Origin of the sequence: Frigoribacterium sp. RIT-PI-h (genome assembly GCF_001297205.1) — a bacterium.
GTDB lineage: Bacteria > Actinomycetota > Actinomycetes > Actinomycetales > Microbacteriaceae > Frigoribacterium.
This window is the reverse complement of record NZ_LHOZ01000061.1, coordinates 19,298-37,433: the sequence shown is the minus strand read 5'-3', so window position 1 is coordinate 37,433 and position 18,136 is coordinate 19,298. Positions and strand designations below refer to the sequence as shown.

Sequence of the window (18,136 nt, the reverse complement as noted above, 5' to 3'; positions counted from 1 at the left end):
CGGCGCCGGGCCTATGGGATGAGGCGGCGCAGCCGTGCGGCGTCGGCCAGGTCGGCCCGGAACCGGTCGAGCGTCGACAGCGTGTAGAGCCCGTCGATCTGCTGGTCGACCCAGAGCTGGTGGATGCGCTTGAGGTCGGCCTGGCGGCTCTTCCACCCGATGCCGTCGATCACGGCCATGACGGTCTGGCGCGGCAGCCGGACGTCGGCCATCTCCTCGATCTCGCGCACGGCATCGGTCAGCTTCGAGCCGGTCGAGTCGAACCCCTTCGCCGCGACCACGATCGCGGGCTCCTCCGCCGAGGGGATCACCAGGTCGCACGGCGCCGTGCGGTTCGCCCGACCGGTGAACCGCGTCCGCGTGCCGCAGGCGAGCCCGAGATCGCGGGCGATGGCCTCGATCTCGTCCTCGAGCCGGCGGCCCGACACCCCGGCCCGGATCGCCGACGCCCGGGTGCCGGCCCGTGCCGACAGCAGGTCGCCGAAGTCGTACGTGCGGTGCCGCTGTGACGCGACGAGGCGCACGAGTTCGAACTCGTCGTCGAGGTGGGCGACCAGCTCGTCGGCCCGTCCCCGCGCGAGCGTCAGCCAGCTCGGGGTGTCGAAGGCGTGCCGCAGCGAGTTGCGCAGCTTCTCCTGCGACAGCCCGACGGCCAGGCCGAGGGCGGGCACCCACGCCGGGTGCTGCCGGGTCCACTCGGCCAGGTGGTCGCGGTCGACGACGGGCAGCTCACCGAGGCTCGCCGCGGCCCGTCCGAGGTCGGTCGCCGCCGCCGAGGGGGCCGTCGGGGCGACGTGCGGGGTCATGCGGCCGAGCGACGCCACGTACTCGTCGAAGGTGGGGATCGTCACGGTCAGTCCCTCCCGACGAACACGTACTCGGTGGCCGCCGTGCGGGTCGCCGTGCGGTGCGTGCCGAAGCTGTAGGTGTGGTCGACCACGCGCACCTCGACGTGCGGCTTGACCGTGCGCATCAGCTGCTCGATGCGCTCGCGGCTCGGCACGGCGTTCGACGAGTACGACAGGACGAGCGCCCCGGCGTCGGCGAACTGCTCGAAGGTGCGCACGAGGGCGTCGTCGACCGTCCGAGGGTAGGCGAACGGCGTGAACAGCTTGGCGATCTTCTTCGTCTTGGTCTCGGTCATGATCGTCTGCCCCCGCCAGTACACGGCCAGCCCCTGCAGGAAGTGGTACCGCTTCATGTAGTCCGCGTCGTCCCGAGGAGGCGCGTAGGGCGGATCGAGGTAGACCAGGTCGGCGGGCGCTCGCCTCAGGTCGGCCACGTCGCCCTCGACGGCCTCGTGCGCGAGGCCGTCGTCGAACACGGTCGCGCCGTAGGCCCGGACCGCCGCCCGGAATTGCTCGGCCATGGTCATCCGGAGGTCGCGACGCCCGTCGTCGTAGCGCGCCCCGGTGAAGGTGAAGACGCCCCGGGGCTGCTTGCGCGCCGCGGCCAGGACGAGGCCGGCGATCGCCAGGTCGCGCTCGGCGCCGTCGAGCCGGTCGACGTGCGACCAGGCCGAGTCGAGGAACGCCCGGTCGTCGGCCGAGAAGAACACGCCGTCGAAGGTGCGGCGGACGACGTCGCGGTCGTCGGCGGGCGGGCCGCAGATCGCGTCGACGAGGTCGTCCGACAGCGTCGTCGACCCGTTGACGACGGAGGCGCGGGCGATGACCGCGGGGAAGGCCAGGAAGTCGTTGCTCACGACCCGGCGACCTTCCGCCTTCATCAGATACGAGACGCCGCCCGACCCGCTGATGGCGTCGATCGCGGTCGAGGGCCGAACCGCGCCTCCTTCGCCTCCGGGGTCGCCGACCGGCACGGGCGCGACGCGGGAGAAGACGTCGTGCAGCACGGGCAGCAGCGCGTACTTCGAGCCCATGTAGCGCAGGCGGGGGAAGGCCGCGACGCGGGCGGGCACGGCGGCAGACACGGGGGCGGTGGTCTCGCTCGCGACGGAGGGCACGAGCTCGACGGTCACCGGGCAAGTCTGCCGCACCTCCGCACCCACGGCGTTCGCCCCGCTCAGCGGTCGGACGGGCTCCAGGACTCGGTGTCGAGGTCGACGCGCGAGGCGTGCGGCACGCTGCCGGTGGTCGTGCCGGCGATCCGCAGGCTCTCTTGTCGCAGCTCGAGTTGGGCCACCACGAGCGCGGCGAGGTCGGTGAGGTTGGCGACCTGCTCGTCACTCGCCGTACCGGGCTCGCGTCCGATCACCGAGAGCGTGCCGATCGTGTGGCCGTCACGTCGGGTGAGGGGCACGCTGACGTAGAACCGCATGCCGAGCGGCCCGGTGACCAACGGGCTGCTCGCCACGCGTCGGTCGGTCGCGGCGTCCTCGATGACGAGGGGCTCGGACGAGTGCACGGCGCCGAGCGAGAGGTCGATGTGCCGGGCGATGTCGCCCACGGCCGGGTCGTAGTGGGTCGTGAACCACGTGCGGTCGTCGTCGATCACGGTCGCCAGCGCGATGGGCGCCGAGAACAGGCGGGCCGCCATGGCCGTGACGCGGTCGAGCGCCTCGTTGGGCAGGGTGTCGAGGACCTCGCTGTGGTCGAACGGCTCGGTGTCGCCCCCACGCATCGAGCCGTCGCCGGTCGACAGGTCGCCCACACCGTCGCGGTGGTCCGTCGTCTCGGTGATGACCACGTCGCGCATCATCGCGACGAGCTCGGCGCGGGTCGGCCGCTGTGCGGGATCGCGGCTGGTCATGGCGCGCAGGGCGTGACGCCAGTGCTCGGGCAGGGGCTCGGGCAGCACCGGGTCGCGGGACAGTCGCGCGACGGCCGACTCGACGAGGGACCCCGGGAACTCGCGCCGGCGCGTGAAGCACTGCAGCAGCACGAGGCCGAGGCTGTAGACGTCGCTCGGGGGGCCGACCTCGCCACCCACGGCCTGCTCGGGGCTGAGGTACGCGGCGGTGCCGGTGGTGACCCCCTCGGCGGTGAGCCGTTCGACGTCCTCGGTGAGGGCGATGCCGAAGTCGGCGAGCTTGGCCCGGGCACGGGCCGCCTCGTGGTCGCCGTAGTCGACGAGCAGGATGTTCGACGGCTTGATGTCGCGGTGCACGACCGAGTGGCCGTGGATGTAGTCGAGCGCCTCGGCCATGTCGTAGCCGATCTCGGCGATGTGCCGCGCGGCGAGCGCGCCGTGCCGCAGACGGTCTTCGAGGTTGAGCCCGGCGATCAGCGGCATCACGAGGAAGCGCTGGGGACCGTTCGGACCCTGCTCGACCCCGGCGTCGAAGAGACCGACGAGTCCGTGGTGCTCGAGGCTGGACAGCACGCCGAGCTCGGCCTCTTGCCGGGCCGGGTCGACCATCGCACTGTGGAAGACCTTGATCGCGACCGTGCGGTTGAGGCTCTCGTCGACGGCCTTGTAGACGGTCGCCATGCCCCCTCGGCCCACGACGGACTGCAGGCGGTAGCGCTCGGCGAGGACGCGATCGAGCGCGTCGTCCTGCTGTGGCGCGGCCATCGCCTCCCCCTCGTGACTGGTGTGGGGTCCATCCTGTCGCATGCGGGGCCATCAGGTGACGGTCGCGCGGGTGACGATCGCATCACGACGGGGTCACGAGCACCACCCGCGAGCACCACCCGCGACCTCGGGGCGAGCGACCCGGACCTTGCGATGCCCTGGGAGAACGGCATCGTCGGGAAGGCATCGACCGGGTCGCCGGTTGAGTTGCGCATGACAACCTACGGAATCATCGGAGCAGGCAACATCGGCAGCCAGGTCGCGCGGGCGGTCATCGCCCACGGGCACGACGTCGTGATCAGCAACTCGCGCGGGCCCGAGACCCTCGCCGACCTCGTGGCCGACCTCGGCCCGAAGGCCCGGGCCGCCACGGCGACCGAGGCCGGTGCGGCAGGCGACGTGGTCGTCGTCACCGTCCCCCTCAAGAACGTCGACCAGGTGCCGGTCGAGCCGCTCGCGGGCAAGACCGTGATCGACACGAACAACTACTACTTCGAGCGCGACGGTCACATCGCCGCCCTCGACGACGGCACCGACACGGTGTCCGAGATGCGGCGGCGCCACCTGCCGAGCAGCACGGTCGTCAAGGGCTTCAACCCCACCATGGCGAAGGACATCACCACCGACGTCGCCCCGGCCGGCACCCCCGACCGCCGCGCCCTGGCCACGTCGAGCGACTCGCCCGAGGCCGTCGCCCTGATGACCGACCTCTACGACGAGCTCGGCTTCGACACCGTCGACGTCAGCCCGCTGTCCGAGAGCTGGCGCGTCGAGCGTGACCGTCCGGCCTACGTCGTGCGCCAGACGAAGGACGAGCTCGTCGCCAACCTCGCGAAGGCGAACCGGGTGCCGCAGGCCTCCTGACCCGGCCGGGCGGTGACGCCGCCCGACGAACGCGACCCGCGCCTCCTGCAGGAGGCGCGGGTCGCGTCGTCCGTGGAGGTGCCGGTCGGCCTCGCGACCGGTCAGGGCACCCAGCAGCGGTAGGCGGAACCGGTGACGGCACGCTCGCTGGTGACGAGCGAGGTCGTGTAGGTCTGGGTGAACGTGTCGACGGCGGGCAGGTCGACGACCTTCCACCCGACCACCGCGCGGTTCTCGTTGAGCGCCTGCACCGCGCAGGCGACGTCGGTGCCGCCCGCGACGTTGATCGTGTACTGCACCTCGACGGCGTCGTCGCCTGCGACCGTGAAGCCGTAGTGGCTCACCTCGAGCTCGGCCGAGTCGCCGTCGAAGGCGACGAGCACGACCCAGGCAGCGACCACGACCGCCACGACACCGCCCGCGACGAAGGCGAACAGCCGCGAACGCCGGGCCCGGCCGGGGCGTCGGCCGTAGCGGTCGTCGAGCCGTGAGGCCGGGCTGACGCGCGCCGGGTCGAGGGTCTGCATGGCGTCAAGGGTACGAGGCGCCGGCTCGGAACCGCATGGACGTCGCGTCCCTGCCGGGTCAGGCCGCGTCGGCCTCGAAGAGCATCGACAGGTCGAGGGGCTCGGTGGGGGCGAGTTCGACGTACGTCAGGTCGTCGTTCACAGGAAGAGCCCGTTGCTGAGGAAGAGTGCGGCGACGAGGCTGGCGCTGGCGCCGACGGCCGCCGTGGCGATGACGAAGAGGGTCGCCTGGCGCTCGGTCTCGCGGACCTCGGAGAAGGGGCTGCTGCCCGTGTCGGAGCGGCGACGCGACGGCGTGAGGAGTGTCATGGTGTTCCGTTCTCGGCAGCCCTGTGCTGCCTGCCCGTGGTGCTGGACTGGTGGTCTGCGGCTCATGGCACGCGTCCCGTACCGCCCGTGAAGTCGGTACACATGAATGAAAGCACGGGATAGCTAGTTCATCTAGCTACTCGACGGTGCTGTTCGCATTGCGGACAACCGAACCGTCTCGACCTCCCGTCGCCGCGCCTCCGGGCCCGCTGCCAGGCCGATCCGGGTCGTTCCTCCCCCAACGGGGGCCTGTCCTCCTTTCGGGGGACCGGCAGACTGTCCCAGGCCTCAGGACGAGACCGACGGAGGCCGCGCCTCCTGCACTGGACGGATTGCGAACACACATGCCCCTGGTCGAGACCCCGACCCCCGGCCGACACGGCCGCCTCATCGCGGCGGTGGTCCGGGCCACCAAGCCCCTCTTCCACCTGCACCTCGCGCTCTACCGACGCGAGGTGGCCCGCGCACCCTTCCCCCGAGACGGCCGCCGCATGACCGTCGACGGCCCCGACCCCGATCGCCTGCTGTTCGTCGGCAGCATCGCCGTCGAGGGTTTCGGCGTGCTCGCCCACGACCTGACCTGTGCCAGCCAGACCGCGCGCCTGGTCGCCTCGGCGCGGGGCCGTGGCGTCACGTGGCACGAGGTCTCGGCACCCGTGCTCACGGCCGCCGAGGCTGCTCGGGTCGAGCTGCCGGCCGGACGCGCCGACGCAGCCGTGGTGCTGCTCGGCATCTGCGACGTGCTGCTCGCCACGAGCGGCACCTCGTGGGAGGCCTCGCTCCGTCGCCTCGCGGTCCGGGTGCGCGAGACGGCCGGCCCGGACTGCCGCATCGTCTACGTCGGCATCCCGCCGATGGCGGAGTTCCGGCCGATCCCACCGGTGGCGAAGCGCCTGCTGACGCGACAGATCGAGCGACTCAACGCCCTGACGGCGCGGGTCGCCCTCACCACGCCCGGTGCCTCGTGGGTGCCGTTCCCCGAGTGGCGCTCGGAGGGGCTCTACCACCAGGAGCTGCTGTCGTGGGCCACCATGCACCGGCGGTGGGGGCAGGCGATCGCGCCGACCGTGGTGACGTCGCTGGTCGGTGCCGATGCCGCCGACACAGACTGCGAGAGAGGCGCGGGGCCCGGCGTACCGGCCTAGACGCCCGAGTCCGCCAGGCTTCCGACGCGGGTCGTGCCGTAGGTGTACACATAGCAGACGACCGAGCGCTCGCCGTCGTCCCAGCCCTTCTCGGTCGGGGCGAGCACGCCGTAGTCGGCGAGGGACTCGTCGTACGAGGCCCCGACGTAGTCGTCGAAGGCCGCGTCGCAGAGGGCGGCCGCCTCGTCGAGGACCTCGAAGCCGCCGGGGAACGCGCCGCCGTCCAGCTCGCCCACCAGGTAGGCCTCTTCGTCGTGGGCCTCGTCGCAGGAGGCCGTCTCGACGTCGCCGGTGCCCTCGCGGCCGAGGTCGCCGACGGTGAAGCAGGTGCCGACGTCGAGCCCGTCCACGCCGGTCACCCCCGAGAAGTCGAGCGCGTAGTAGTAGTCGCCGTAGACCGCGTCCGAACCGAAGTACGTCGTGGGGTCCTCCCCGCCGGAGGAGTAGCCGTCCTCGAAGCCGGCCGAGCCGGCGGCGAGCGTCATCCCGCCGAGCAGACCGGCCCCGCCGCCGGCGATCAGGGCGACGACGGCCGCGCCGACGATCGCGAGGCCCCACGGCGGCCTCGAGGGCTGCGCCGGCAAGGCGGGGAGGGACGCAGGCGGCGCGGCATAGGGGTCCTGCGTCGGCCACGGTTGCCAGGGCGCCTGGGCCTGCGGCTGGGGGTGGGCCTGCGGCTGCCAGCCGGACGGCTGCTGCTCGGGCTGCTGCCACCCCTGCGGTCGGGGCTGCTGGTCGGGCACGCCCGGCTCGATCGGTGTGCTCACGGTCGTTCCCCTTCGTCGACCGGGCCGTCGGATCGCCGGGTCACGCCGGATCATATCCAGCGCCGGGCACCCCGCTCGACCCCCTGTCCGGGAAGACGACCGTGATCTGGTTGCCCGCCCTCTCGGCCTGACCTACACTCGATCCGTTCGAACACCCGTTCGAACGTGCAGGAGGACGACATGAGCACCCAGCCCCCCCACGAGCCCGTCGCGCTGTGGTTCGAGCGCGACCTGCCGGCGCGGCTGGTCTGGTCGTGCCGACGGTGGCGGGTGAGCGACACCCCGACCGAGCTGCGGGTCGAGCCGGCGGGCACCCCCGCCTTCATCACGCACCCGCCCCGGCGCTTCGTCGGCTGGCGCTTCCAGGCCACCGACGACGACGGCACGACCCACATGTTCGAGGGCGTCCTCGGCACCGACGGCGGTTGGGTGCTCGGCCGCGTCTACGACTGACCCGGGACGACGACGAGCGGCTGCGAGGATGACGTCATGACGGACCTCCTGGGCGGCCCGGATGGCGGCCCGCGTCGAGGGGTGACGAGGCCCTCCCGCACTGGTTGCGTCAGGATGTGGGGCCACGGCGTTCAGATGTCGCAAGGGGCCCTGACTTCAGCGGCTGGGCCGCTTAGGACTGTTCCATGCACTCTTCGTCGCCCCCCCCTGACCCGGCCTCGATCCGCCGTGTCGCGCGTCAGGTCCGTTCATGACCCTCACGGACATCCTTCCCTCGATGCGACGGGTGATCGCCGACCCGTTCGTTCCCGACGCCTGGCCGGAACGGACCCACCCGACCCTGGACGACGTCGTCATCGGCGGGGTGTCCCTCGTCCGCCTGGCGAGCATCTGCGAGACGCCGTGCGTCCACACGGGCGCTGCCCTCGTGCCCCGCTCCGGTGGCCGGGTGTCCGCCGTCGACGACGCCACGGCGATCGTCGTCACCGTCAGCGACGTCTGTCGCCACACCTCCGGCGCGATCGTCGTCCAGGTGGACGCCCGACTCGGTGCGGTGCCCGTCGCCATCCGGGAGCTCCGTCTGATCGGACGGATCTCGACGGCCCACGACGTGGCCATGGTGATCGGCCTCCAGGACGAGGGGCCCGATCTCGCCGTGGCCGACCTGCCCGGAGACCTCCGCATCGGCGACCTCCTGGCGGTCCCGTGCCCGGGTGACGTCACCGTCGGGCGTCTGCGCCGCCACCAGAGCCGACGATGACGGCCCCTGGCGCCCTCCCGACGATGCGTCACGCCGTGCACGACGTCGTGGACGGTGCTCATTCGTGGGGCACGCTGGACCAGGCTCCGGCCCGGTCGACGGTCGTGCAGCAGATCACCCTCCGGGTGTTCCGACCGGGAACGAGCCTCCGCGAGAGGAGGCTCCTCCATCTCCGGCAGATCTGGCCCGTCGCCGGGGCGATCTGCTCGGCCGTGTCGCTCCTCGTCCTGGCATCCCGGGGCCCGGCTCCGGTGGCGGCCTCGATCGCTCTGGCCGTCTACGGCCTCGGGTTCCTGTGCCTCGACGTCGTGACGGCACGGCTCCGGGCCACGGTGCGTGAACTGACGGCGTCGTCGACGTGCACCCCGGGCGGTCTGGTCGTGCTCGGTGACGCCGCCTGCGTCCGCGCGACGGCTGCGCGGCTCGTCGCCCTCGAGCGGGAACTGGCGGCAGGCCACCTCTCGCTCGAGCGGTACCTCGCGCGCTGGGACGAGGTCTACACCGCGTTGCCGACGGATTCGAACCGGACATGACGTCGAAGACGTCGATCCCCGTCGTCACCCGGTTCCACGGAACGGGGCCGCAGTTCGACGCCTTCGCCCTGGAGGTCGACCATTTCTCGGAACCCGACGTGCTCGACCTCGGGCTCCGAGGTCAGCTGCTCGGCTCGTCGGGCATGAAGCGGTAGCCCATGCCCTGCACCGTCTGGAGGTAGCGAGGCTGGGTCGGGACCGCTTCGAGCTTCTTCCGGAGTTGGGAGACGTACAGCCGCAGGTACCCACCGTCGCTGGAGTGTGCCGGGCCCCAGATCCGGGTGAGGATGTCCTCCCGCGTGACGAGTCGCCCGGGATTCCTGACCAGGATCTCGAGGATGCGCCATTCGGTGGGAGTCAGGCGGATCGCCTCGTCCGGTTCGCGGACGACGCTCTTGGCGACGAAGTCGATCCGGATGCCCCCGAACGTCTCCGCCGGTTGATCGGGGGTCGGGGTCGTCCGTCGTGTCAGCGCCCGGAGACGGGCCAACAGCTCGTCCATGGCGAACGGCTTGGTGATGTAGTCGTCGGCGCCGGCATCGAGCGCCTCGACCTTGTCGGCGGCGCCGGCTCGGCCCGAGACGACGAGGACCGGGATGTTGCTCCAGCCGCGGAGGCCTTCGATCACGCCGAGCCCGTCGACGTGTGGCATGCCGAGGTCGACCATGACGACGTCGGGATGTTCTTCGATGACGGCGCGGAGCGCCTCGGCTCCGTCGGCGGCGGTGGCGATGTCGTAGCCGACCGCGCCGAGGGTCAGCGTGAGGGCCCGGACGAGCTGCGGATCGTCGTCGGCGATGAGGATCTTCATGCGTGGTCCGTCCCGGACGTCGCCTGCGCGACAGGAAGGGAGACGACCATGCTGAGCCCGCCTCCCGGGGTCTCCTCGGCTCGAAGGGCGCCCCCCATCCCCTCGGTGAAGCCCTTGGAGATGGCGAGTCCCAGCCCGAGGCCGGCGGTGTTGTCGGTGTCTCCGAGGCGCTGGAAGGGAACGAAGACCAGGTCCAGGCGTTCGGGACTGATCCCCGGCCCCTGATCGGCGACGCGGATCTCCACGGCGTCCCCGAAGCTGCTGCTGGAGAGACGCACGGGCGTCCCTGCGGGGGCGTACTTCAGGGCGTTGTCGAGCAGGTTCACCAGGACGCGTTGGAGGAGGACCGGGTCGGCGTCGGCCTGCGGAACGTCCTCGCCGACCTGGAGCTCGACGCGTCCGGGCTCGACCCGGAGTTCGTCCACGGAGGCGAACAGGACGTCGTCGACGTCGACGGGCTGGCGTGACACCGCGAGAGCTCCGGCCTGGACGCGGCTGACGTCCAGGAGGTTCGTGACGAGGGCCGACAGCGCGTCGAGGCTCTCGTGGGCCGTGGCGAGCAGTTCGTCGCGGTCACGGTCCGCCCAGACGACGTCGCCTTGTCGAAGGCCCGTCACGGCCGCCGTGGCCGAGGCCAAGGGCCGCCGCAGGTCGTGTCCGACGGCCGCGAGCAGTGCCGTGCGGACCTGGTCCACCTGCGCCAGCGGCCCCGCGGAGTCGGCCGTCGCCGACAGGGCCTTGTGTTCCAGGGCCGTCTCGACCTGGGCCGCGATGACCGCGAGGAGGCGCCTCTCGGACGCCGCCATGGGTGGCCCCGTCATCTCGAGGCGCGCGCGGGTGCCGACGGGGACGACCGTCGTCTCGTCGCCGACCCGGGGTGCCCCGAGGGAGTCGACGACGTCACCGTCGACGTCGATGACGGAGACCGTCCGCAGGCGGAAGGCGTCCTGGGTGCGGGACAGGAGCGCGTGGAGCGCGTCCTGGCCCCGGATGACGCCGCCGGCGACGGCCGCGAGCAGTTCGGACTCGGCGACGGCACGCGCCGCCGCCCGGGACCGGCGTGCCGCCTGGTCGACCACGTAGCTGACGAGCAGGGCGATGACCACGTAGAGGACGAGGGTCAGGAGGTGCAGCGGCCGACCGACGGTGATGCTGTCGTAGGGCTCGACGAAGAAGAAGTCCAGCGTCACTCCCGAGAGCACCGCCGCGAAGAGGGCCGGCCAGATCCCGCCGACGAGCGCCACGACCACGACGAGCAGCTGGTAGACGAGCACGTCGCTCGTGAGCGATTCGTCGCTGCGGAACATCACGAGCAGCCAGGTCACGATCGGGCCGAGCACCACGGCGAGGCCGCCCCCCAGCAGCCGACGCCGCAACGTCAGCGCACCTCCGGCCCGGGGGAGGGTGAACCGGCCGCCGGCGGCGGAGTGGGTCACGATGTGCACGTCGATGTCACCCGATTCGCGGATGACGGTGGCACCGATCCCCGGGCCGGTCAGGGCGGCGGCGACACGGCTCCGGCGGCTGACGCCGATGACGAGTTGGGAGGCGTTCATCGCCTTCGCGAACTGGACCAGGGCGACGGGGACGTCACCACCGACGACCTGGTGGTGGGTGCCGCCGAGTTTCTCCGTCAGGGCGCGCTGCGCGGAGAGAGCACCCGGGTGCGCGTCGCGGAGGCCGTCCTGGGCGATGACGTGCACGGTGACGAGCTCTCCCCCGGACGACCGGGCGGCGATGCGGGCACCACGACGGATGAGGGTCTCGCCCTCCGGCCCGCCGGTGAGGGCGACCACGACCCGCTCCCGCGCCTCCCATTTGCTGTCGATGCCGTTCGCGACCCGGTAGGCCTTGAGGGCGCTGTCGACCTCGTCGGCCAGCCACAGCAGCGCCAGCTCCCGCAACGCCGTCAGGTTGCCGAGGCGGAAGTAGTTCGACAGCGCGGCGTCGATGCGGGCAGCCGGGTAGACGTTCCCCTCGGCGAGACGGTCGCGGAGCGCCTGGGGGGCGAGGTCGACGACCTCGATCTGGTCGGCGCTCCGGAGCAGGCTGTCGGGGACGGTCTCGCGCTGGGCGGCCCCGGTGATCTTCTCCACCACGTCGTTGAGGGACTCGATGTGTTGCACGTTGACGGTCGAGACGACGTCGATGCCCGCGTCGAGGAGGACCTGGACGTCCTGCCACCGTTTCTGCCGGACGGAACCCGGCGCGTTGGTGTGGGCGAGCTCGTCGACCAGGGCGAGGTCGGGCCTCCGGGCCAGGACCGCGTCGACGTCCATCTCCGTCAGCTCGACGCCGCGATGCAGGGTCGTCGTCCGCGGGACGATCTCGAGGTCGCCGAGCATCGACGCCGTGGCCTCGCGGCCGTGGGTCTCGACGACGGCGACGACGACGTCCTTGCCCTCGCGGGCGAGCCGTGCTCCCTCTTCGAGCATGGTGTAGGTCTTGCCGACGCCGGGGGCGGCGCCCAGCAGCACCCGGAGCCGCCCCCGTCTCACGGTCTCAGCGTCCCGTCTCGGCCAGGGCCGCGTTGAGTTCGAGCACGTTCACGGTGGGCTCGCCCAGGTAGCCGAGGTCCCGGCCCTGGGTGTGCTCCTCCACGAGCGCCTCGACGTCCGCGACCGGCAGGTCGCGTGCCGCGGCGACGCGCTCGACCTGGATGCGCGCGTACTCCGGGCTGATGTGCGGGTCGAGCCCGGACGCGGAGGCGGTGAGCGCGTCGACGGGGACGTCCTCCGGGGCGACGCCGTCGCTCTCGGCGATCGCCGCTCGTCGCTCCTCGACGGCCGCGACGAGGTCCTCGTTCTCCGGCCCGTGGTTGCTGCCGCTCGAGGCGGAGGCGTCGTAGCCGTCACCGGCCGCGGAGGGCCGCGACTGGAACCACTCGGGCAGGGCGGCACCGTCGGCGTCGGTGAAGGACTGCCCGATGAGTGACGAGCCGACGGTCTCGCCGTCGACGCGGACGGCGGAACCGTCCGCCCCGCCGCCGAGGACGAGTTGGCCGACCCCGGTGACGACGGCCGTGTAGGCCACACCGAGGACGACGGTGAAGACGAGCATCGCGCGGAAGGCGACACCGGACTGGCGGAGCAGGGTGCGGGTGTTCATGGTCTCTCTCTCGTTCGTCGTCTGCGTCGGCTCAGAAGCCGGGGAGCAGGCTGACGATCAGGTCGATGATCTTGATGCCGACGAACGGGGCGACGACGCCGCCGAGTCCGTAGACGAGGAGGTTGCGCGACAGGATCGACGACGCCGACGCGGCGCGGTACTTCACACCCCGCAGGGCGAGCGGGATGAGCACGACGATCACCAGGGCGTTGAAGACGATCGCCGAGAGGATCGCCGACGCCGGTGAGGACAGCTGCATGACGTTCAGCAGCCCGAGCCCCGGGAACACCCCGGCGAACATGGCCGGGATGATCGCGAAGTACTTCGCGATGTCGTTGGCGATCGAGAACGTCGTGAGCGCGCCACGGGTGATGAGCAGCTGCTTGCCGATGCGGACGATGTCGATCAGCTTCGTCGGGTCGCTGTCCAGGTCGACCATGTTGCCGGCCTCCTTCGCGGCCGAGGTGCCCGTGTTCATCGCGACGCCGACGTCGGCCTGGGCGAGGGCGGGGGCGTCGTTGGTGCCGTCGCCGGTCATCGCGACGAGCGCGCCTCCTTCTTGCTCCCGGCGGATGAGGGCGAGCTTGTCCTCCGGGGTGGCCTCGGCGAGGTAGTCGTCGACGCCGGCCTCGGCCGCGATCGCCTTGGCGGTCAGCGGGTTGTCGCCGGTGATCATGACCGTGCGGATGCCCATGCTGCGCAGTTCGGCGAAGCGTTCGCGCAGGCCGGTCTTGACGACGTCCTTCAGGTACACGACGCCCAGGACGCGGGCTTCCGAGGCCGTGCTCTTGATCGCGACGACCAAGGGGGTGCCTCCGGCGTTCGAGATCTCGTCGATGCGGGTCTGCAGTTCGTCGTGCTCGGTGCTGGCGAGAGGGCGGTCCTCCTCGACCCAGGCGATGACGGAGTTGCCGGCACCCTTGCGGATCTGCGTGCCGTCGGGCAGGTCGAGACCCGACATCCGGGTCTGGGCGGTGAAGGGCACGATCTCGCCCGGCTGACCGTCGGCGTCGTGCCACCCCGTCGTCAGGGCGAGGTCGACGATCGACTTGCCCTCGGGGGTCGGGTCGCTGAGCGACGACCGCGCGGCGGCGTCGACGAGTTCGGCCCGGGCGATGCCGTCGAGCGGCGTGAACTCGGCCGCCTGCCGGTTGCCGTAGGTGATGGTGCCGGTCTTGTCGAGCAGCAGCGTGGTGACGTCACCGGCGGCCTCGACCGCGCGGCCCGACATGGCGAGCACGTTGCGCTGCACCAGGCGGTCCATGCCCGCGATGCCGATGGCGCTGAGGAGCGCACCGATCGTCGTGGGGATGAGGCAGACCAGCAGGGCGATGAGCACGGGGATGCTCACCGACGCGTCGCTGTAGGCCGCGATGGGGTTCAGCGTCAGGGTCACGACGACGAAGACGATCGACAGGCTCGCGAGCAGGATGTTCAGCGCGATCTCGTTCGGGGTCTTCTGGCGGGAGGCCCCCTCGACGAGGCGGATCATGCGGTCGACGAAGGTCTCGCCGGGCTTGCTCGTGATGCGCACGACGACGCGGTCGGAGAGCACGCGGGTGCCGCCGGTGACGGCGCTGCGGTCGCCGCCCGACTCGCGGATCACCGGGGCGGACTCGCCCGTGATGGCCGACTCGTCGACGCTCGCGATGCCCCAGACGATGTCGCCGTCGCCGGGGATCAGCTCTCCGGCGGTCACGACGACCGTGTCGCCGAGCGTGAGGTCGGCCGAGGACACCGACTCCGAGGAGGCGCGCTCGGCACCGGCGTCGGAGGTCGCGTCGTACGAGACCACGCGCTGGGCGGTGGTGCTGGTGCGGGTCGCCTTCAAGGTCTCGGCCTGTGCCTTGCCGCGGCCCTCGGCGACGGACTCGGCGAGGTTGGCGAAGACGACGGTGAGCCAGAGCCAGACGGCGATGGCCCAGGTGAACGAGCCGGGGACGGGCGAGCCGCCCGAGGTCTCGGGACCGGTGAAGAGGCCGGCGATCGCGAGGATCGTCGTGTAGGCGGCGCCGACCTCGACGATGAACATGACGGGGTTGTGCCACATCTCGCGCGGGTCGAGTTTGCGGAGCGCGCCGGGCAGGGCCGCGACGAGCTGGGCGACGCCGAACGCGCCTCCTCGGTTCGTCGGGGTCTGGTCGCCCTCGCGCTCGTGGTCGGTGGTCGGTGTGTCGGTGGTGATGGACATGGTCACTTCAGCCCTTCGGCGAGCGGTCCCAGTGCGAGGACGGGGAAGTAGGTCAGCGCGGTGATGATCACCGAGACGCCGGTGAGCAGGCCCACGAACTGCGGGCGGTGGGTGGGCAGGGTCCCGGCGGTGGCGGGGACCTTGTCCTGCGCGGCGAAGGAGCCGGCGAGGGCGAGCACGAGCACGATCGGGAGGAACCGGCCGAGCAGCATCGCGACGCCGAGGGTGGTGTTGAACCAGGGGGTGTTCGCCGTCAGGCCCGCGAAGGCGGAGCCGTTGTTGTTCGCGGCGGAGGTGAAGGCGTAGAGCACCTCGCTGAAGCCGTGCAGGCCCGGGTTCCAGATCGACGTGCCCTCGACGTCGGCGCGCACCGCGGGGATCGCGAAGCTCAGCGCCGCGAAGGCGAGCACGATGGTCGGCGTGACCAGGATGTAGAGGCTGGCGAGCTTGATCTCGCGCGGCCCGATCTTCTTGCCGAGGTACTCCGGGGTGCGGCCGACGAGCAGACCCGCGATGAACACGGTGATCACGGCGAGGACGAGCATCCCGTAGAGGCCGGAACCCACGCCGCCGGGGGCGATCTCGCCGAGCATCATGTTCAGCATCGCCATCATGCCGCCGAGGGCGGTGTACGAGTCGTGCATCGAGTTCACCGCACCCGTCGACGTCAGGGTCGAGGTGGAACCGAACAGGGTCGATCCCCAGATGCCGAACCGCGCCTCCTTGCCTTCCATCGCGCCTCCGGCGAGCTGGGTGGCGGTGCCGGCACCGCGGAGCTCGAACCAGGTCATGGCGGTGAGCGAGACGGCGAAGATCGTCGTCATGACGGCGGCGATCGCGACGCCCTGCTTGGTCGAGCCGACCATGCGGCCGAAGGTGCGCGGCAGCGAGAACGGGATGACCAGCATGAGCAGGACCTGGAAGACGTTCGTCCAGGCGGTCGGGTTCTCGAACGGGTGCGCGCTGTTGGCGTTGAAGAAGCCGCCGCCGTTCGTCCCCAGGAGCTTGATCGCCTCCTGTGAGGCGGTGGGGCCTCCGGGGATCGTCGCGGTGCCACCGGTGAGCGTCGTGACGTCGGTGAAGCCCGCGACGTTCTGGATCACGCCGCCGGCGATGAGGACGACGGCCGAGAGGACGGCGAGGGGAAGGAGCAGCCGCGTGATCGACCGGGTCAGGTCGACCCAGAAGTTGCCGAGCGTGCCGCTCTTCGCCCGGGCGAGCCCGCGGATCAGGGCGACGGCGACGGCGATGCCGACGGCCGCGGAGACGAAGTTCTGCACGACGAGGCCGAGCACCTGCACGGCGTAGCCCATCGTCACGTCGGGCGAGTAGGACTGCCAGTTCGTGTTGGCCACGAAGGAGGCGGCGGTGTTGAACGAGAGCCCCTCGGGCACGGCCGGGAAGCCGAGCGAGTACGGCAGGAAGGCCTGGAGGCGCTGGATCGCGTAGACGAAGAGGACGCCGATGACCGAGAACGTCAGGACGCCTCGGAGATACGCGGGCCACGTCTGTTCCGACGTCGAGTCGACGCCGATGAGGCGGTAGAAGCCGCGCTCGACGCGGGCGTCCTTCGCCGTCGTGAACATCCGCGCCATGTGGTCGCCGAGGGGGCGGTACACGACGACGAGGACGACGACGACCGTGAGGATCTGGAGGATGCCGAACAGCGCGTCCATCAGAAGCGCTCGGGCTTCACGAGGGCGTACACGAGGTACGCCAGGGCGGCCACGGCGAGGACGGCGGCCCCGATGCTGAAGACGATCACAGCTTCTCGACCCCCTTCGCGACGAGGGACACCACTGCGAACACAGCGATGACGGCGAGCACGTACACGATGTCGAGCACTACGACTCCAAGAGGAACGAACGACGGGCCGGGCGGCCCGATGCCCGTGGTGGGCACAGCGAGTCAGTAGACACCTCGCCACACCGCCGATCGCGGGCCCTTACGACTTCCCTACGCCGAACGCCGTCTTCCTCACGGACACCACACGCCCGCCGAGGCTTCGGCGGTCGGGACGAGCGAAGGTCATCGCAGATCGAGACAGAACGCCATGACTGCTTGCTGGACCGGCAGGAGGGATGCCTCGAAGGTGTGGCCGACGAAGGCGGGGTGCGCGATGGCGTCTTCGAACATGACGACCTCCGTCGGTTGCGAGAAGCATCCCAGTGGGATGGGTCGAGGTCAACGATCGGCGGGTGAGACCAGCAGATCTCCCCCCCTGAGGTACTCAGGACCCTGCGGACGTGAAGCTATCTGCGCATTGCGCTCAAGGCCCGGAAGTTCGAGAAAAGATCCCCTCCGCTACTTCGTCTCAGGCGAGACGGGCACATCCGTCCGCGGAGGGAGGGGCGGCCGGCTGCGAAGCTCATCGAGCATCACGGTCGCCTTCGCCAACCCTCTCCAGGAATCGACCGTCGACCAGATCATGGCGGAGACGAAGAACACCGTGAAAAGCCACCAGACGGGCCCCTCGGAGAGGGCCGACCAAGCAGTCAGCGCCGCGAAGCGACGAACGTGACGGGTCCGAACCACCGATTCAAGCGGTATTGACGCTCCCACTTCTCGAAGGTCGGAACCCACCTGCCCGGATCTACCCCAGGAGGGATGCTGCCGGCCTTGAAAGCTGCCCGCATCTCGGCCAGATCGGTGGCTCCGCCAGCGAGACGCCGCGCTCGAGCGATCATGAAACCGAAGACCGCGGTCATCGCTCCCGCGTAGAAGATCGTCCCGATCAGTCGCACGAGAACAGGCTGGTCACCGGGCATCACGATCACACCGATTCCGAACCACAAGGCTCCAGTGACCACGAACAAGACCACGAGAAGAGCCGGCAGGGGCAGAGAACGGAAACGCGCCATCATGAAACTCCCTCGGTTGTCCTGCAAGCATCCCTGGCACGCCGGCCCGAGCCAAATCAGTCGTAGGCGACACCCCTGTCGTCCTCGGCGGTCGACAGCCCCGAGCCCGGCGGGCCACCTGTTCCCGATCGGACCTTTCCCCCACGTGAGGTCGTGCGACACAGTCACCTTCGGCTGGCTCTGTGACGTGTTCGTCGACCCGAACCACAGGGGGGCCGGTGTGGGCTCGACTCTCCTGTCGGGCACCTGCACGAGCGGCAGAACTGCTGGAGTTCTCCTTCAGCCGTAGTCGGTGTATCGTCCACATCACTGAGGTAAAAGGCGTCGCGC

Annotated in this window: 21 protein-coding genes; 7 read left to right on the top strand and 14 right to left on the bottom strand. The window is 70.9% G+C overall.

What is annotated here, in order from left to right; genetic code table 11:
• Window positions 1-11: 11 nt before the first annotated feature.
• From AEQ27_RS06225 to AEQ27_RS17735, 3 genes are read right to left on the bottom strand one after another with little or no spacing between them, the layout of a single operon-like run.
• A complete protein-coding gene (locus AEQ27_RS06225) occupies window positions 12-851 on the bottom strand; it encodes a hypothetical protein (protein WP_235450997.1) in 840 nt (279 codons plus the stop codon).
• A 2-nt stretch (window positions 852-853) separates the two neighbouring features.
• Window positions 854-1,981 (bottom strand): DNA adenine methylase, encoded by a 1,128-nt coding sequence (locus AEQ27_RS06220; RefSeq protein WP_235450996.1) that lies wholly within the window; start codon window positions 1,979-1,981, stop codon window positions 854-856.
• A 44-nt stretch (window positions 1,982-2,025) separates the two neighbouring features.
• A complete protein-coding gene (locus AEQ27_RS17735) occupies window positions 2,026-3,477 on the bottom strand; it encodes a GAF domain-containing serine/threonine-protein kinase (protein WP_161805499.1) in 1,452 nt (483 codons plus the stop codon).
• 153 nt (window positions 3,478-3,630) lie between these two features.
• On the opposite strand from AEQ27_RS17735, the gene AEQ27_RS06210 reads away from it, so the two are divergent.
• Entirely contained in the window at window positions 3,631-4,341 is a 711-nt protein-coding gene (locus AEQ27_RS06210) for an NADPH-dependent F420 reductase (RefSeq protein WP_152970208.1), read from the top strand.
• Window positions 4,342-4,442: 101 nt separating this feature from the next.
• Here AEQ27_RS06210 and AEQ27_RS06205 read toward each other — a convergent pair whose 3' ends face one another.
• The gene (locus AEQ27_RS06205) at window positions 4,443-4,868 is read right to left on the bottom strand and encodes a DUF4307 domain-containing protein (protein WP_054145866.1); all 426 of its coding nucleotides are present in this window, start codon (window positions 4,866-4,868) and stop codon (window positions 4,443-4,445) included.
• A 138-nt stretch (window positions 4,869-5,006) separates the two neighbouring features.
• The gene (locus AEQ27_RS17730; protein WP_161805498.1) at window positions 5,007-5,177 is read right to left on the bottom strand and encodes a hypothetical protein; all 171 of its coding nucleotides are present in this window, start codon (window positions 5,175-5,177) and stop codon (window positions 5,007-5,009) included.
• A gap of 344 nt (window positions 5,178-5,521) precedes the next feature.
• On the opposite strand from AEQ27_RS17730, the gene AEQ27_RS06200 reads away from it, so the two are divergent.
• The gene (locus AEQ27_RS06200) at window positions 5,522-6,322 is read left to right on the top strand and encodes a GDSL-type esterase/lipase family protein (protein WP_054145865.1); all 801 of its coding nucleotides are present in this window, start codon (window positions 5,522-5,524) and stop codon (window positions 6,320-6,322) included.
• On the opposite strand, the gene AEQ27_RS06195 is transcribed toward AEQ27_RS06200, so the two are convergent.
• Window positions 6,319-7,089: a septum formation family protein gene (locus tag AEQ27_RS06195; protein ID WP_054145864.1), complete on the bottom strand. Its 771-nt coding sequence runs from the start codon at window positions 7,087-7,089 to the stop codon at window positions 6,319-6,321. The genes AEQ27_RS06200 and AEQ27_RS06195 overlap by 4 nt on opposite strands.
• A 180-nt stretch (window positions 7,090-7,269) precedes the next feature.
• Between AEQ27_RS06195 and AEQ27_RS06190 the strand changes: the two genes are divergently transcribed.
• The 4 genes from AEQ27_RS06190 to AEQ27_RS17725 all read left to right on the top strand — a co-directional run bounded on the left by AEQ27_RS06190 (window position 7,270) and on the right by AEQ27_RS17725 (window position 8,990).
• Window positions 7,270-7,542 carry a hypothetical protein gene (locus AEQ27_RS06190; protein WP_152970207.1) on the top strand — a complete coding sequence of 91 codons (273 nt, stop codon included), beginning with the start codon at window positions 7,270-7,272 and terminating at the stop codon, window positions 7,540-7,542.
• A gap of 250 nt (window positions 7,543-7,792) precedes the next feature.
• Window positions 7,793-8,302: a hypothetical protein gene (locus AEQ27_RS06185; RefSeq protein ID WP_054145862.1), complete on the top strand. Its 510-nt coding sequence runs from the start codon at window positions 7,793-7,795 to the stop codon at window positions 8,300-8,302.
• Window positions 8,299-8,835: a DUF6611 family protein gene (locus AEQ27_RS06180; protein ID WP_054145861.1), complete on the top strand. Its 537-nt coding sequence runs from the start codon at window positions 8,299-8,301 to the stop codon at window positions 8,833-8,835. The genes AEQ27_RS06185 and AEQ27_RS06180 overlap by 4 nt, the downstream gene beginning before the upstream one ends.
• A complete protein-coding gene (locus AEQ27_RS17725) occupies window positions 8,832-8,990 on the top strand; it encodes a hypothetical protein (protein WP_161805497.1) in 159 nt (52 codons plus the stop codon). The genes AEQ27_RS06180 and AEQ27_RS17725 overlap by 4 nt, the downstream gene beginning before the upstream one ends.
• On the opposite strand, the gene AEQ27_RS06175 is transcribed toward AEQ27_RS17725, so the two are convergent.
• The 8 genes from AEQ27_RS06175 to AEQ27_RS06150 all read right to left on the bottom strand — a co-directional run bounded on the left by AEQ27_RS06175 (window position 8,957) and on the right by AEQ27_RS06150 (window position 17,809).
• The gene (locus AEQ27_RS06175; RefSeq protein ID WP_054145860.1) at window positions 8,957-9,646 is read right to left on the bottom strand and encodes a response regulator transcription factor; all 690 of its coding nucleotides are present in this window, start codon (window positions 9,644-9,646) and stop codon (window positions 8,957-8,959) included. The genes AEQ27_RS17725 and AEQ27_RS06175 overlap by 34 nt on opposite strands.
• Window positions 9,643-12,144, bottom strand: coding sequence for a DUF4118 domain-containing protein (locus AEQ27_RS06170; RefSeq protein WP_054145859.1), 2,502 nt, complete (start codon window positions 12,142-12,144; stop codon window positions 9,643-9,645). The genes AEQ27_RS06175 and AEQ27_RS06170 overlap by 4 nt, the downstream gene beginning before the upstream one ends.
• A 4-nt stretch (window positions 12,145-12,148) precedes the next feature.
• A complete protein-coding gene (kdpC, locus tag AEQ27_RS06165; protein WP_054145858.1) occupies window positions 12,149-12,754 on the bottom strand; it encodes a potassium-transporting ATPase subunit KdpC in 606 nt (201 codons plus the stop codon).
• Window positions 12,755-12,785: 31 nt separating this feature from the next.
• Window positions 12,786-14,945 carry a potassium-transporting ATPase subunit KdpB gene (gene kdpB / locus AEQ27_RS06160; RefSeq protein WP_054145857.1) on the bottom strand — a complete coding sequence of 720 codons (2,160 nt, stop codon included), beginning with the start codon at window positions 14,943-14,945 and terminating at the stop codon, window positions 12,786-12,788.
• Window positions 14,946-14,947: 2 nt separating this feature from the next.
• On the bottom strand, window positions 14,948-16,621 hold the full coding sequence (gene kdpA / locus AEQ27_RS06155; protein WP_054145856.1) for a potassium-transporting ATPase subunit KdpA: 1,674 nt from the start codon (window positions 16,619-16,621) through the stop codon (window positions 14,948-14,950).
• On the bottom strand, window positions 16,621-16,710 hold the full coding sequence (gene kdpF / locus AEQ27_RS17150) for a K(+)-transporting ATPase subunit F (RefSeq protein WP_071257733.1): 90 nt from the start codon (window positions 16,708-16,710) through the stop codon (window positions 16,621-16,623). Before kdpF ends, kdpA begins: the two co-directional genes overlap by 1 nt.
• Window positions 16,707-16,847, bottom strand: a complete 141-nt coding sequence (locus AEQ27_RS17720) for a hypothetical protein (protein WP_161805496.1) — start codon at window positions 16,845-16,847, stop codon at window positions 16,707-16,709. Before AEQ27_RS17720 ends, kdpF begins: the two co-directional genes overlap by 4 nt.
• A 593-nt stretch (window positions 16,848-17,440) precedes the next feature.
• On the bottom strand, window positions 17,441-17,809 hold the full coding sequence (locus AEQ27_RS06150) for a hypothetical protein (protein WP_054145855.1): 369 nt from the start codon (window positions 17,807-17,809) through the stop codon (window positions 17,441-17,443).
• Here AEQ27_RS06150 and AEQ27_RS18720 point away from each other — a divergent pair.
• Window positions 17,808-18,095 (top strand): GNAT family N-acetyltransferase, encoded by a 288-nt coding sequence (locus AEQ27_RS18720; RefSeq protein ID WP_369813595.1) that lies wholly within the window; start codon window positions 17,808-17,810, stop codon window positions 18,093-18,095. The two genes, AEQ27_RS06150 and AEQ27_RS18720, sit on opposite strands and share 2 nt — an antisense overlap.
• Window positions 18,096-18,136: the final 41 nt, after the last annotated feature.